This window comes from Rufibacter tibetensis (assembly GCF_001310085.1).
GTDB classification, from domain to species: Bacteria; Bacteroidota; Bacteroidia; order Cytophagales; family Hymenobacteraceae; genus Nibribacter; species Nibribacter tibetensis.
The window spans coordinates 324979-340255 of record NZ_CP012643.1; the positions used below are offsets into that span (position 1 = coordinate 324979).

General features: G+C 50.7%; 8 protein-coding genes. All 8 read right to left on the minus strand.

Features of this window, described 5'->3' with window-relative positions; genetic code table 11:
- Positions 1-190 precede the first annotated feature (190 nt).
- The 8 genes from DC20_RS01195 to DC20_RS01230 all read right to left on the minus strand — a co-directional run bounded on the left by DC20_RS01195 (position 191) and on the right by DC20_RS01230 (position 15261).
- Positions 191-934, minus strand: a complete 744-nt coding sequence (locus DC20_RS01195; protein ID WP_169788143.1) for a DUF6250 domain-containing protein — start codon at positions 932-934, stop codon at positions 191-193.
- A gap of 101 nt (positions 935-1035) precedes the next feature.
- A complete protein-coding gene (locus tag DC20_RS01200) occupies positions 1036-3738 on the minus strand; it encodes an exo-rhamnogalacturonan lyase family protein (protein WP_062542155.1) in 2703 nt (900 codons plus the stop codon).
- Positions 3739-3893: 155 nt separating this feature from the next.
- The gene (locus tag DC20_RS01205; protein ID WP_083470408.1) at positions 3894-6755 is read right to left on the minus strand and encodes a glycosyl hydrolase; all 2862 of its coding nucleotides are present in this window, start codon (positions 6753-6755) and stop codon (positions 3894-3896) included.
- 68 nt (positions 6756-6823) lie between these two features.
- Entirely contained in the window at positions 6824-7135 is a 312-nt protein-coding gene (gene rhaM, locus DC20_RS01210) for an L-rhamnose mutarotase (RefSeq protein WP_062542156.1), read from the minus strand.
- A gap of 39 nt (positions 7136-7174) precedes the next feature.
- The gene (locus DC20_RS01215; protein ID WP_062542157.1) at positions 7175-7999 is read right to left on the minus strand and encodes a formylglycine-generating enzyme family protein; all 825 of its coding nucleotides are present in this window, start codon (positions 7997-7999) and stop codon (positions 7175-7177) included.
- Positions 7996-9609: an arylsulfatase gene (locus tag DC20_RS01220; protein WP_062542158.1), complete on the minus strand. Its 1614-nt coding sequence runs from the start codon at positions 9607-9609 to the stop codon at positions 7996-7998. Before DC20_RS01220 ends, DC20_RS01215 begins: the two co-directional genes overlap by 4 nt.
- Positions 9610-9752: 143 nt before the next feature.
- Entirely contained in the window at positions 9753-13466 is a 3714-nt protein-coding gene (locus DC20_RS01225; RefSeq protein ID WP_062542159.1) for a DUF4450 domain-containing protein, read from the minus strand.
- A gap of 292 nt (positions 13467-13758) precedes the next feature.
- Entirely contained in the window at positions 13759-15261 is a 1503-nt protein-coding gene (locus DC20_RS01230; protein ID WP_062542160.1) for a RagB/SusD family nutrient uptake outer membrane protein, read from the minus strand.
- Positions 15262-15277: the final 16 nt, after the last annotated feature.

Consider the following 15277-nt stretch of genomic DNA (forward strand, 5'->3'; position numbering starts at 1 on the left):
CGTATGCTTCCGCAAAGCACCTTGAGTAAACTCCTTAAGCTTTTGCCTAAAGCTATTGGCTGGTTCTGGCAAATGCATCCTGTTCTGTCCGGTCCTGCCAGGTTTTCTAAAAACCACCCCATAAACAGAAAAGGGAAACAGGAGCTTGATTTCCTGTTTCCCTTTCGGATGAAACTTATAGTAAGAAAGCTTACTTTATCCGATACACTCTAAAGTCATCTGCTTCCTGCCTGGACTGGACGGTTCTGAACCCGAAGTAACCTTCTCTCAAAGGTTCTGGGTCCTGAAAGGAGAAGTACTCTTCATTATCTACATAGAACTTTGTAACGCCATCGCGCACCACTATCCTGATGGAGTACTCTTTATTTGGCTCCAGTAGGTGGGCTTTGTCGGTGAGGTCTGTGTAGAGGACCCGCTCTCCGTTTCCGGTGTATTTTCTGAAACGGGTGGTGGAATTGGTATTCCCCCCGAAGCCAACGTAATACAGCAGCAACGAGTCATATTCACTGAACACGCCAGACCGGGTGAATAGATTGTTATTCCTGGGATCAGTAGCCATCCAGAATTGATTCAGGTCAGAGAGACGGTCGTTTTTGCCAGAACCTATTAATACCTTTCGGGTGTATTCAATCAAGATATCTCCAGAAAGCTTTTGGTTGAACCAAATGGTGGCACCTCCGTCTACATCCATCAGCAACTTACCATCCTGTATGGTCACAGTTGAACCTGCCGTAGTTGGAGCCTCTACGATCCAGTTCTTCAGATCAGTATCAAATTTATCTTCATACAGGAGTTCTCCTTTTTCATACAAGGCCTTTTCCTTTGTTTCGGCAGCGTCCGCATTCTGAGACAAGTTCCCGTTTCGGGTGCATCCTACTGAAAAGACGAGCAAACACATTGTTGCAATAAGCCCTATCCATTTCATTACTTTCATATAGTATTTAGCCAGGCAGACGGAGGAATCAGATACTACCTCCCTATAACGATTGACTACCCTCATATTCATTTTAAGATGCTGTACAGGCAAAGCGCTTCTTATTTCTTTGGTTTGTCTGCGGAGTTCCACAATTCGTTTTGGGCTGGTATTTGATCCCCTACTAATTCCAATAACTGAATGGCATTTAAGCACCATTGTGCGATGTTGTTAGTGGAGACGCCGGGCACTTCTTCCAGTGGTTTCACCGCCTGCACCCCATTAATCAGCTTTGGATCAAATTGCTCAGCAGTTCTCGGGTGTAAGAACTCGGCCCAGGCACGTTTGGCCAGTTCCGGGTTCTGTTTCATTTTGGAGGCGTAGGCAGGCAATCGGGCAAAGTGTGGACCGGGAGAACCAAGGGTGGCGCGTTTGCCCAAGGCTTTTTCTATGGTTTCTTCCGAAGCCCCATATAGTTCGCTGTACTGGAGCCAGAGTCTGTTCCAGGTTTTGTCCTGCAGAAGGTCCGTTAGCTCAAAAGCTACTTCAGGACCACCCATGAGTACAGTTAAATGCGCAGAACCAATGGCGTCATTGCTGAGCATGTGCATTTTCTGTGTGGCAGGATCATACCCAAAAGCCCCTTGGTTGCCGGAAAAGAATCCATAGGGCATTTTGGCGAAGCTATTCACCCCAGCCATGATCTTGTCGCGCCAACGTTTGTCGCCGGTGCGCTCCCATTCGGTCATCCAATTGCCCACCAACGCCAGCCAATCTGGCCCGATGCGGGAGTGCGTGGGGTATTGGCTTTTGGGTAGAATCAGGCGAAGCGGGTCTACTTCCACCAAGGCTTTGTCGGCGGTTTGCGCTACTTCTCGCATCATGTCACCGGTACGTTCGTCAGTGGTGAGATAGTAATAGAACCGGCGGTAAGGCGCCTGGCTTTCGCGCACTTCTTTGGAGCCATCGCCCCAGTGCCGCACGTTGTGGCGAGAACCTAAGCCGGCCATTCTCCCGATGTGGTAGACATCCACCTCGCTCGTGTGCCGGGTCATGGCTTCGGCCATTTTGAAGATATCGGCGCGGCCGGTACGCAGGAAACTGTACCACAACCACATGTCCGGGGCAAGTTCGGTGTTGGCCCAGGCAAAGCCACCTATGTCATAGCGCCAGGTATGCCGCACCGGATCATAGGCGTGCATGACATCGCCGTAGTTCCAGAAGCCGTACCAGTTGCGCTGGTCTATTTCTTTTTGGTAGAAAGTAATGGCTTTGTCCAGTTGCTCCTCTATCCAACGCTTACCGGAAGTGGAACGGTCTGGCAAACTCCACACCCCGAAGGTGTTCACCGAATGCAGGTATTCTGGCGTAGTTACCAGCAAAGGCGTTTGGCTGCTGATGTTTGCCAGGCTGCTCAACTCTTCATTGGACGGTACATTCGCGCTGGCAAAAAGGGTCAGCTCACTGGTGCGGGCAATTCCGTATGGCGTGCTGAATCCTTCCTGCACGTCTTCATAGGTAGCCTCCAGGCCGTGGGCGAGGGTGTCATAGTGCCGCATGTCCATGGCCTCGGCGTACGGCGACCAAAGCCAGACTTTCAATTCCGCCATACTTTTTGCCGCATACCGCACTTCCAACGCAGCTGGGTACGACTGCCAGAAATCTTTCAACCCAATGGCTAAGCCGCCTTGTACATCCCCAACAAAGGCCAACCCGGTAGCTCTTTTCCCGGCAATGGCATCTAACCAAGTGCTTTTCGTATTGGTCCTCTTCTGAATATTGAAGCCATCGGCGTTGTTCTGCATCAGTTTGTAGTCGTTCCAGATAGGGAAATCCTGGATAAGCTTCTGTTCGGGCGCGGCAAACTCCTCCTGGTTTGCAATGCGTTTGCCGGCCACCTGGTCTGCAAACACATTTTTCCCTTGATAGTTCACCGGACGTCTGCCCACCAGCGGTTTCACCGGCTCGGCCCAAATGCCAGGTCCTTCCCCTGAGAAGCGCACATGCCGGTTGTGCATCTGCTCCCGCATGGGCACCGAGAAAACCACCGCCAATCCTTTGATAAAGTCCTGCTGATCGTTGCCGTCATAGATGAGGGTGTTCACGATGCGCACCGCGTTTGAACCCGCATAGAAGTACAAACGGGTACTGAACGGAAGCCACGTGCGTTGCCCTTTTTCCGCCTGCAGTTTTCCTTCTACCCGCACCACCGCCCTTACGGGTCCGGTTTGCTCTACGGTGACTTTCTCTACTTTGCTCAAATACCGGTCTTTGGTAGGCGATTCGTGCGCTTCTCTATCGGGGCCATTCTGCAGCACACATTCTAACCGGCCCCGGCTTCCTACCATTCGGCCTTCGGTAACTAAGGAGTCCAGCAGAAAACTGCCGTTTTTAGGCACAACACATTGAAGGTTTCCGGTATGGATGCGGATGCTTTTGCCCGTTTCTTTCAACTGAAGTTTCTCTTGCTCTCTGGGGGCTTGTGCCTTACCCAGATTTAGTTTCAAGCCATTGTTTTCTGGTCCGGCCACCGTGGCAAAACCAGTCCACTTCAGAGAGCCATCAGGCCAATACGCCATGGACCAGGCCTGTAAGGGAAGTACCTTTCCGGCAGCATTCGTCAGGTAAAACTGCTGTCCCTTCTTCACTGTTCCCTTAGGCCAGGGCACGCCCCAACTTACCCCGGTAGCCCCATGAATGGTTTGGTTATGCAGCCACTTCAGGTCTACTGGTTGCGCCTTTCCTTTTTGGGCCAAACCTGGAAAAACAACGCCAAAACAAAAGCTGAAACAAAGGAGCAGGAAGTGGATACGTGACTTTTCCATGGGGACTAGCTTTAAATTGTGGCAGACGGCATTCGTGATCTTTATTCAGAAGTAACCTCACACGTTGGTGGCAAGGCAAAAAACTTCCATCGGTAGAGAAGTAAAAAGTTTCGGGCCTGCTTTTGTAAAAACAGGCCCGAAATAAAATGCTTTTTTTATAGAGAACTGGAGACGTTCTTAGCGGTAGTGCTATATGGAGTTAAGGTCACCGGCCCGATCAACCCAGAGGGCATTGGTTTCCAAACCGATGCGTCAAAAGGCTTGTAGTCGATGTTCACGAAGTTGATCTCGTGGTAATTACGCCATTGTATTTTCTGCTGGTCCATGTTCCGGATGCGGTTGGCCATCAGGTTGGCAACCTCCACTTTTAGGGTGTTTTTACCAGGTTTCAAGTACTGCCCTACTCTTGTCTGGAAAGGGATCCCATAAAGCGTACCTACCTCCTGACCATTAATCCAAACCTTGGCGCTTTCGCTTACTTTCCCCAAATCCAGCACATATTCATCTGCTTTTTTAGAAGGTACGTCAAAGGTGATGGTGTACTCTCCGGTGCCGGAAAAAGCTTCGGCTTTTTTGTCTGCCAGTTCGGTCCAGGATTTCAGTTGAGTGAGTTTCTGAGCAATTGGCAGATCAGGACCGCCCTGGGTGAAGGCAAGGTTCCAGGTGCCTTTTACTTCCAGCGGCGTACCGGCATTGTCCAGGTATTGCCATGCCAACACTTCAGGCGTTTGGTTTGTGGTTGCCTTCAGGATAAGCGCTTCCCCGGATTTCATCTGCACCCGCACATTGGTTTTGCCATTGGTAACGGAAGAGGCAGCCAGTCCGGCATTGCCGTTTTGCGGATCCATCAGGACGACCGACTGGGCAGCAAGGTTCAACGGAATGGTGGTGTCAATGGTTTTAGGCGTGTGGTTCACCAGGAAGTAGTACTTACCAGTGCCGATGTTCCGGCGGGTAAATTTCAGCCCGGTATCGGTGAGTGATTCGCGCTCAATGTTTTTGAAGGCAAGGGCCTTCTGGATGTCTGCAGAAAGAAGGATTTCACCGCTGCCGGCTTTCATTTGCTTGATGCCATTTGCGGCATCAGTGAAGGTGAGCGACTGCGTGAGTTGTTTCAGTTTCTGTCTTCTGCCGTTCAGGTCGTGTAAGCCGGGCACATCTGCCGGCAATTGCTCCATGATCACGGTAGCGCCCTGGTTGGCCAATTGAATGGCTTTTTCGAAGGTAGGCACGGCCATGTACTTGCTCTGGGGCAGCACCAACACTTTGTGCGCCGGAGCAGCCGAGGCGGTCATGATCTGGCCGTTGCTCACGCTGGATGCCTGCAGCATCTGGTCTGAGACAAAGTCAAGCGAGTAGCCCGCGTCCATCAGTTTCTTTGACTGCTTGTAGAACTGCGTTGGGTGCAGCCACTCGTCAATGTCGTGCACTTTGATCATCATTTCCATGCCTTCGGGTTTGCTCCATACGTCATGGATAGGCCAGTACACTAGCAGTTCATTGTCTGCCGTGCCCGACTGCAACACCGATTGCACGCGGGTGATGTATTGGTTAAAGCCGTTGAACTGCGGCCACAAGCTGTTGGCCGGGGTCATGTTCAAAGAAGCGTAAAACAGCCAACCTGGCCAAGCGACTTCTTCTGGCGAGTAGGTCACGCCGTGGTAAAACACATGGTTCACCCCAGACAGGAAAACCTGCTCCACCTCGGGCTTCATTTGGGAATAAGACGTCTTGAAATGCTCCCCTAACCAAGTAAAAGTCTCACTGGACACCAGGTTTTTACCCGTTACGTGCGCCGCCGAAGAAGCAAACTTCAGCATGATAGGATCTGGGTCTACGTTGCGCACATCAGCACTGTCGCGGCGCAGGCCCGGGATGGGGAAATAACTGGACCCGAAGGTTTCACACTCTGGTATATCCACGGCAGCGTACAAGTCCAACAGGTTGCCCGGTGAGCCGTGCGATTGGTTTTTGGTGAGGCTGTTGTGTTTGTGCGCCCAAGCGTTCCAGGGCTGATAGAAGTTCTCATAGAGCATTTCGCCCATGGTCTCGCGGTAATCAGATTTTACCCGGGCTACGGTCTCTGAGTGCTCTTTGCTTACCAGTTCCCGCAGGTAAGGCCGCAAATCATACCCTCGCCGCTTTTGGAAGGCCTCAAAAAAGCCCGCCGACCAATCTGCGCCGTACACTTCATAGCTATCGTTGTAAAATGCTCTTACGCCATGATTGCTGCCGTTGAAGGCTTGGGTAAAAGGAAGCAGATAAGCCTCTGTGGCCTCTTTAGACAAGTGATCTAAGGTGTAGCCTACGCCACCGGGTGCCGCTCTTTTCACCATCTGGCGCGTCTTTCCATTAAATGCCGCATAAATCTCCCAGGTACCGGCCGGGGCTTTCCAGTTCAGCTTGCCATCGGCGGTAGTCTTGTCGGTTAGGTTCAGGATGGCGCCTTTAGGGCCATAGGCTATGACGGCCTGCAACACTGCTCCTACTTCCTTTTGTTTGGGGTCTTTTATCTCCAGCGTTTCGGTGAGGGTCTGGCCACCGTTTAGGGTGTACTTTTGCATAATCAGCCGCGAAGCCGCATACTCCGGTTTCACCTGCGGACCACCGAAAGGCCAGCCTGTTCCCTGCGTCAGGTCTACGCCCATGTTCAGACTGCCTGCTTTCTTCACGGTGAAATCCAGCATGCCCATCCATTTGGGAGACAGGAAATCTATGTACTTGCTTTCGTGTTCTTTGGCCCCGTAAATGGGCGCAATCTCCACACCCCCTATTCCAGCTTTCGCGTATTCGTCCAGTAGCCGGTTAATATTCTTTTCATCTACGGCGTTGCCCATCCACCACCAGCGGGTCCAGGGGCGGTTTTCTTTTTTCACCTCGGGCCACAGGGCACTGCTTTGGGTCTGTTTTTCAGAAACTGCGCTGGAAACGGAATTGGAAGCTTGGGGCTGTCGGCAATTGGCCAGAATGGAGCCACACAGCACAAGCGAGGCAAGGAATTTAAATTTATGCGTCATGAAGAAAAATCTGGGTGAGTTGGGAAAAGGGTGCGTCAATCAAGCTGCTAGTTTACTCTAGGTGGAGGTTACGCCATGTAGAACACCTCTTTTAGAGGAACCGAGACGGGTGAATTGTCGGGGTTGGTTTCCATGATGTCGGCCATGTAAGCCCACCACTTCTGCACAATCTCAGTAGTGCCTAAATCCTGGGAAGAAGCGCCCTGCTGTTTCTGCACGGCAAACAAGGTGTTGGTTTCTGCATCCAGAAAAATGGAATAGTCGCTTACGCCAGCTTCTTTCAATAACTGCGAGAGCTCCGGCCAGATGGCATCATGGCGCTTTTGATATTCGGCTTCGCAACCAGGTTTTAGTTTCATTTTAAAAGCAAATCGCTGCATATCTTTATCTGTTCTTTCTATTGATTTCAAGTTCAGGAATTAGATGGACTTGGCGCACCTAAAACCGGTATGGAAGAGCGCGGTCTCGCGGGAAGAGGACGTACGCCCATTGATCTGGTAGTTGTGGCAAAACGTGGAATCGCACATGAACGAACCGCCTTTCAGAAGCATCACGTCGGGCATCTGCGGTTGCCCCTCCTCCATGAAAGCCTCCGATGTCCATTGCCACACGTTCCCGCCCATATCCGTCAGGCCGTGCCCCGTTTTCCCGAAGATTCCCACCGGAGCGGTATAGGGATAACCATCCTCTCCGGTGTTGTTTCCCGGGAAGCTCCCCTGCCACACGTTGGATTTGAACTGGTTATTTTCTACCAGCTTGTTTCCCCAGCTGTAGCGGGTGTTGTTTTTGCCGTTGCTGCGGGCTGCGTACTCCCACTCATACTCGGTGGGCAGGCGTTTGCCGGCCCATTTGCAGTACGCCACGGCGTCATTCCAGCTCACCTGCGTTACGGGGTGGTTGTCCTCAGCTTTGGCGGTTCCTTTGCCTAAAGGATACTCCCAATTCGCGCCGGCTACCAAGGTCCAGGTCTTTTTCTCCGGATCAAAAACCCCGGCATCCCCGAACTTCTCTGCGTCTGTTTTATAGCCGGTTTTCTGAATAAAGGTCCTAAACTCGGCTACAGTTACCGGATGCTGGTCCAGCAGAAATCCTTCTAGTTCTACCTCCTGCTGGTCCTCTCCTACTGTTCTCAGGAAAGACCCTTCCGGAATGTACTGCATGCCAGCGGGCACGTGTTCCGGTGCCTGCTCTTTGCAAGCAGCCATGACCATTAGAAACCCGATGAGAAGGAGAAATTGCTTCATTTGCTTTTTTTCTGCTTATCATACTCCAACAACTGCGCAAACGGCACCACATTGGCGCGTGTAGCCCAGGCGTTGTAAAGGGCTTCCATTTCCTGCACCTTTTTCGGATTCTGAGCACTAAGGTCGTTTAACTCTGACCTGTCTGTTTTAATGTTGTAGAGCGCCCACTTATTCTCCGGGAACATAGACACTAGCTTCCAGTCGCCCTGCCGCACGGCGCGGTTGCCTTCGTGCTCAAAGAAGATGGCGTCGTGCCCCTGCCATTTCTGCCCTTTAAACAAAGGCGCCAGGCTGATGCCTTCCATGGGTTTGATGGTTTTCCCCTGATAGGTTTTAGGATAAGCCACTCCGGCTAAATCCAGCGTAGTGGCCATCAAATCAATGATGTGGGCCGGCTGATGGTTGATGCTGCCGGGCTTGATAGTATTGGGAAAATAGGCGATAAACGGCGTGGAAATGCCGCCTTCGTGCTCCCAGCGCTTGAACTTCCGGAAAGGCGTGTTGCTCAGGTTGGCCCCTTCGTACTCGTATGCCGTGAAAGAAGCAGGATCACTGGCCGGCATCTTACTGGCGGCCAGAATTTCAGGCGTGAAGGCTGGACCGTCAATGTCTTCGTAACTGCCGCCGTTATCTGACAGGAACATGATGATGGTATTTTTGTCTTCACCGGTTTCTTTCAGTTTCTGGCGCAGGCGTCCTATGTTCTGGTCCATTCTGTCTACCATGGCCGCGTACACTGCCATTTTCTCCTCCCATATTTTCCTTTCCGCAGCAGGCACAGATTCCCAGGCGGGCACTTCTTCGTCTCTGGGGGATAGCTTGGCCGTCTGGGGCAGAATGCCCAAGGCCTTCATGCGTTTGAACCGCTCCTCGCGCAGCACATCCCAGCCTTTGCTGTACTTACCGCGGTATTTGGCAATGTCTGTTTCCAGGGCGTGTAGCGGCCAATGCGGGGCGGTATAGGCCAGGTACAGAAAGAAAGGCTTGGCTTTTTCTTTGCGCTCGTCTATGAATTTTAAAGCAAAATCGGTGTAGGCGTTGGTGGCGTAGAAGTCTTTGCCGGGCGTGTAAGCCGCATCGTCCAGACCGTAGGTGAGCTTCTGATTGGGCCGGTAAGGTCGGTTCCCGAAGTAGCTATTGGCCCCGTCCAGCAACCCGAAGTACCGGTCAAAGCCCTGCTTTACCGGCCAGTGTTCTTTGCGGTCGTTCAGGTGCCACTTGCCGGTCATCAGGGTGTTGTAACCGCCTTCTTTCAGGGCTTCGGCAATGGTCACGCACTCCTCGTTCAGCATGCCGCGGTAAGACGGGTGCTCGCGCTCGTTCACCATGTGTCCCACGCCGGCCTGGTGCGGATAAACGCCCGTGAGCAAAGAAGCCCGGGTGGGGCAGCACCGGGAGGCGTTGTAGAACTGCGTCATTTTAAGGCCGCCTTTGGCCAGGGCATCTAACTGCGGCGTCTGGATCTCAGACCCAAAGCTACCCAGGTCAGAATAGCCCATGTCATCGGCTAAGATGATGATGATGTTGGGCTGCACCTTTTGCGGCGCCAGCCCTAGCAAAAAACCTGAAGCAAGCACCAGGGAAAGGCTAAGGAAACGTTGCTTGATCATAAGAGGAAGCCTTGGGTTTAAAACAGAAAACACCTACCGGATGAGCTTTTAAAGTTTCATCCATGCTAAATATAGCAAAGCCCTTCCGGCTGATTATCCTGCTGTAACCTGCTTGTGTAAGGCTTCCTCCTACTGATTAGCAGCTATTTTCTTACCAGGGTCACGCCCATGAGGCCAATCACTACGTCGTTTGCCAGGGTTTTCACTTCCAAAGACTTCAGCTTTTTGCTTGGGTCTAACGGAAGATCCAGCACGGTAGCAGCGCCACCAGGGATATAGCTGTTGTAAGCAAAGCCTTTGATGTCTGAATAGTTGAAGTTCTGGATCACGTCACCGGTTTTCAGGTGGACCCTGATGGGCTTTGGTTTATTTACCGTGAATGAGTACTCGTTGATGTAGTAGTCCTGCTCAATGGGCCACCAGGTTTCCGGGTTCCGGAGCGTCAGTTTTTCCTGCGAGTTGTCTGCATAGGTCACCACCACCTCTCCATTATCAAAGCGCGACTGCATGGGGTTGGTGGAGCCGGCCATTAGCAGGTAGGCATGTGAGGCGCTTCCAGTCAGGGGCACGGTGGCGGCATCTGGGTAATTGTCCCACTGACTGGTAAAGAGGATGTTCTTGCTATTTCCCGGACCAGCTGTCTTAAACTGCAATCCGTTTGCTAAATGGAAAACGCCGTTTTCTCCGGCTTTGGCACGCAAGCCCGCGTCATCTATTTCTGCCGTCACCAATGGATAGCACCAGTTCCCGATGCCTTGCTTCGGTAGCTGCAGAGTAGCCGTAGCAGGCCGAGGCGAAAGGTACTCGTTCCGGAAGATCTGCGTGACTCTATCGTTGAAATGCGGAGTTAAGTCTACTACCTCTAACTTCTGCTTAGCAATTGACATAGACACTTCCCAATTCGTAAGTTCGCCCGTAGCAATGACTTTCCCCTTCGCTTCCATGCGCACCAGATTGGTGCCGGGTTGTAACTGCCCCACGGGAATTATTACCGGGGTGGAAGAGCCAAATGGAGCGACTGCCAATTTCTGTTTCTGAGTGAAATTGCCGGTGGAGATGGTAACTTCTTCACTGAACTCCGAGGCGGTGTTGTTCTGTAAAACCAACTGATTTTTGGCCGCTCCCGGTTTATGGATAACTACTAAATTAAAAGGCTCCCACACTTCAAAATCAATGGGTTGCCACCAGGTTAGCTGCCCCTGCTTGGCAAGCACAAAGAAGGAATGGTGCCCTACCTCGCCGGCGACGCTCGCCTCTACCCGGTTGCCTTTAGGAGTAGAGCTTGCCAGAATCTGCTGCGGATCTCTGACTTCCAGGACCTGGGCTTTTCCTGCGTCCACCAAGAACCCTGCACCATTGGCCGCAACTGCAGCATGCTTCATTTCAGCTGGTTTGTCTCCTGCCCAGGTAATGCTTACTTCATATTTGTTGGCCAATGCTGGAAGAATCTCAATCTGCGGTTTTCCAACGTTTTCCAGAAAACTGGTCCAATTCACAGGCTTTCCATTCACCAATACGGAAGCGACCCTGTCTTTCAAGGCGGCAGCTCTGAACTTTAGCTTTAACGGTTTCCCGAAGCGCGGCTCAATGGTATAGGTTTCCTTGTCTCCCTCTCTTTTAAAGGCATAAACCACATCAGGCGTTTCTATACTGGCGTGGTTCCAGTCTGCCGGTAAACCGGGACGCACCGTCAGTTCACCAGCCAACATATCGGGCAGAATCCCGAACATTCCTTCTACAACTGCTCTGGAGCTAATTCCAATGCCATCGGCAAAGTCGCGGTACAGTTCTCCCCGGTAATGGTCGTAGTGCGACAACTGTTGAAAATTACCCGGACTGGAGCCCATGTACATGCTTTCTATGAGCACACTCCGCATCAGTTTGTTGGCCTCTTCTGTACGACCTGCCTGCCAATACGCCAAAGCCGTATGCGCTACCTCTGCCAGTGCCACGTTATTCACCGACCACGTGTAAGGCATCCAATTGGAAGTGGTTAAGGTCACCAGCTCCTCTTTGGGCAAGTCTGAGTTCTTGATGGGAATGTGCGAAATTTGTGTGTCTACGTAGCGCAGCATTTGGTACGCCTGGAACGGGTCTGGCACTTCCGAGTCAAGGGTGTGGTACACGGTCCAGAGTCCGGCAGAAGTATGCAGCTTTTGCAATCCCAACAGGTCTTTGTATTCAGCGTACCAGCCTTGCTTTGGCATCCACATGGTGGCCCCAATGGCCTTCTTTATCTTCTCTGCTTCTTGTTTATAAGGTTCAGAGTTCTTGCCCAGAAGGGCAGCTAACCTGGCTACGGTTTTGTTGGAAAAGTAATGGTACGCCGAGGAATGGGTGACGCCCCCGCCGCTGTATTGAACGGCATCGCTGGCCCAGAAACTGGCATAAGCATCATACAAACCATCATTATCAGCGTCGAAATTCCGCTTCTCCCACGCCAAGTGTCGTTCAATGATGGGCCAGGCTTCCTGAATATAGGTCTTGTCACCCGTCCACAGAAAATGCCGAAGCATCTCATCAATGAACACCATGTTCATGTCATAGTGATGGGCCACCTTTTTAGGAGTGGGATTGCGGGAAATGTACCCGTTGGTGTACAAAGAAATTCCTATTTCTTCTTTCTGCCTGGCCAGGTTTCTGGAGGAGTCTGGTACCACAGGTCCGCTGGCTGGCTCTGTCACCTGTGCTTCACTGTACCCCTTGAAATGGGTACGTGCTCTATCGTGCCAGCCCAGGGCATCGGCCACATAGGTTCCGCGCCAACCATTAAGCGGCATGCGCCAGGCTATGGCTCCGTGCATGTAACTTTTACCATCCCAGATGGCATCAGCGGCAATACTCAAGGCTCCGCCTAAGGTATTCAGATAGGGGTCAGGGGTTACAATTTTCACCTGCCCCGCTATCTTCTGCCGCTGCTCATCTGCTTTCTGAAAAACCTTTGGCAATTCCTGGTAGGTCTTTGCTTTTGCGCTCAAGTGATTCTGCAGCCCAAAGTACACCTTCTGCTTTCCCTGAATTTTCTGTCTGCCTACCACCACTGGTAAGTCTGAGGCGTTGGATTGCAACAATGCTTTGGGAGAGCTTTGCTGATGGGCATCGCCTATCTTGAGCACAGAACCCGGAGCAACTACCCCAAAAATCTGTGAGCCTTTCTCCTGCACCTTCTGTTTAGAAGTGTCACCTCTCAGTTTACCGGTTTCAAAACCCAGGAGAAAGGAATTGCTTTTTATTTCGAATACATTTCCCTTGCAATGGTCTGGGTGCAGGTAAAATCCTTCTTCCGGGTCGGCGCCAATGTCTCCATCCCGGGACGGTTTATGACCACTTGCTCCGCCGTAGACCCAGATGAGTTCAAAGGGCTGATCAGTTGTTGACTCCAGAGACATCACCAACCCATCCTCGGCCGCCATGGCCAGTACCTGCAGGTTCAACTGCCCCTCTCCTAACAACGGATCTTTGATTTCGTACCGCATAGTACCCGGACTGTAGATGGCCTTAATACGCGCTGCATCGGTGAGCCATTTGTTTCCCGCGTCTGTTGCGATTCCTAGTTTCAGGTTACCGCCTTTGCCAGGCATGTACATTAAGAACTCCGGCAAGTCTCCTGTTTCTACTCGGAACGCTGTTCCGGTTCCATACAAAGCTCGGTTAAAGCGCTTCGTACCATTGATGATGCAGAAATCTGTTCCTTCAGGCTTATAGCGGAGCGGACGCTCTTGGTTCAGTTTATCCGGTGCGGAGATTTCAGCTACATTTTGCTTAGGGGCGGTATTGGTTGGCGCCATAGAAACATTCTGTGACTGGCAGGCGACCAGCACCATCAGAGCAAATGCACCAATTCGTTTATCAAGCATAGGTTTCAATTTTGTTCTTACAAAGGGCTGAGGTCACCTGCAGCGTACTTACCCCCCAGCGACACCATTTAACCTGCAACCTATCAAAGCTATAAGACCTGCTTGGAGTTACTATCCTGTTATGTCCGGTACAGGTGTTTTATGACCATATTTTGGGAAAGCGGGTCAAAACGAAAACTTAAGGCAAAAAGGAGTATGTAGCTAAGCCTCGGTCTTCTTAAAACAAAGGAGCGCACCAGTTGGTGCGCTCCTTTGTTTTAAGATTAACTTCGGAAAGTAAACTCACTTCTAATTAATAACCAGGATTTTGCTCGTACAAACCTTCCCTTACGGTTAATTGCGTAAATGGAATTGGATAGATAACAAAGTTAGGGTTGATGCTTTCAGCCATACGATTCAGCTCGTCCTCCTTGGGCAACCAGGTATTCATCACCTCTATTACTCTGCCAAAGCGCACCAGATCATGCCACCGATGTCCTTCACCTGCAAACTCCAATCTTCTTTCTTCTAAGAGCATATTTAATGTTACACCTGTAATTGGCTGCAACCCTGCTCTAGCTCTTACTCTGTTCACTATTACATCAACGTCCTGCTGACTTCCTCCTGATCCACTTTTTAAAATAGCTTCGGCTTTCATGAGTAGTACATCTGTATATCTGATCACCGGAAAGTTAATAGGCCAGTCAGTACGGTCAAGGCCAGGATCTCTCTCATCCAAAAACTTCCTGTAAAATGATCTGGTTTCTATGTTGCCATTAACATCTCTGAAGCCACTTTGGATGGTAAAAGCTTTCCGCACATCACCGGGTTTATAAGCAGTCAGTAAATCAGTAGATATCTCCCTCATCTCCACGCCAGACTGCCCAGATGGGATACCAGGGATGGCATTAAAGTAGGCAGGAGGTCCCATGTAGCCAGGCAAAGTAGTTCCAAGGCCTAATCCACCTTTTCTAAATTGAATATCAAAAACGATATCTGGGTTGTTCTCATTTGTATAAGAAAAGATACTGGCGTAATTACTTACCCAGGAGAACGGACCATTGTTAATTATATCATTCAACAAAGTGAGCGCCTGCGAATATTCATTCACGTTTAAACCAGGTCCTTTTATACCATAGGTAGGTCCTGAGCGAGTTAAATGAACACGAGCCATTAAAGCTTTAGCAGCCCAGTTGGTAGCTCTCCCTCTGTCGGCAGCACTATAGGTGCCAGGCAAAAGTGTGATTGCTTTATTCAGGTCAGCCATGATCAAGGCATACACCTCTTCCACAGAACTTCTGGGTATGTTTAGTGCTTCAGCAGGACTCACAACGGTTTGGTACAAAGGCACTCCTCCGAACCATCTTACTAAATCAAAATAGTAAAATGCTCTCAGGAATCTGGCTTCACCTTCTAACCTATTTCTTAAGGGCTCTTCAGGAACAGCAGCAGCATTGATTCTATCCAATACTGTGTTTGCCCTCATGATTCCATTGAAATTGTTGTTCCAAGCCTCCGCTACTAGTGTATTATTTTCCAGTGTAGTTGCAAAGTCATTCACAGGGTCCCACTCTCTTACCCCGGTAGAGGAAGAACCATACACATTATCTGACCTCGTTTCAGAAAGGTCAAAAGTACGGTCTGGATAACGACGTAATTGAGCATAGATACCATTTACTGCCTGCTGAAAGTCAGCAGCGTTTCGGTAGAAGTTCGCCGAACTAGCATCTGATAGTGGTGCTTGCTCCAACTTGTCTTCACAAGAAAGCAGGCCTGCCACCAACATAAAACTTATATATAAAGAAATCTTTTTCATCACAATTGTATTTTAA

What these genes read in the sequence shown, in the direction of transcription:
- DC20_RS01195 (WP_169788143.1), bottom strand. Translation starts at nt 934, where the DNA reads ATGAAAGTAATGAAATGGATAGGGCTTATTGCAACAATGTGTTTGCTC.
- DC20_RS01200 (WP_062542155.1), bottom strand. Translation starts at nt 3,738, where the DNA reads ATGGAAAAGTCACGTATCCACTTCCTGCTCCTTTGTTTCAGCTTTTGT.
- DC20_RS01205 (WP_083470408.1), bottom strand. Translation starts at nt 6,755, where the DNA reads ATGACGCATAAATTTAAATTCCTTGCCTCGCTTGTGCTGTGTGGCTCC.
- rhaM (WP_062542156.1), bottom strand. Translation starts at nt 7,135, where the DNA reads ATGCAGCGATTTGCTTTTAAAATGAAACTAAAACCTGGTTGCGAAGCC.
- DC20_RS01215 (WP_062542157.1), bottom strand. Translation starts at nt 7,999, where the DNA reads ATGAAGCAATTTCTCCTTCTCATCGGGTTTCTAATGGTCATGGCTGCT.
- DC20_RS01220 (WP_062542158.1), bottom strand. Translation starts at nt 9,609, where the DNA reads ATGATCAAGCAACGTTTCCTTAGCCTTTCCCTGGTGCTTGCTTCAGGT.
- DC20_RS01225 (WP_062542159.1), bottom strand. Translation starts at nt 13,466, where the DNA reads ATGCTTGATAAACGAATTGGTGCATTTGCTCTGATGGTGCTGGTCGCC.
- DC20_RS01230 (WP_062542160.1), bottom strand. Translation starts at nt 15,261, where the DNA reads ATGAAAAAGATTTCTTTATATATAAGTTTTATGTTGGTGGCAGGCCTG.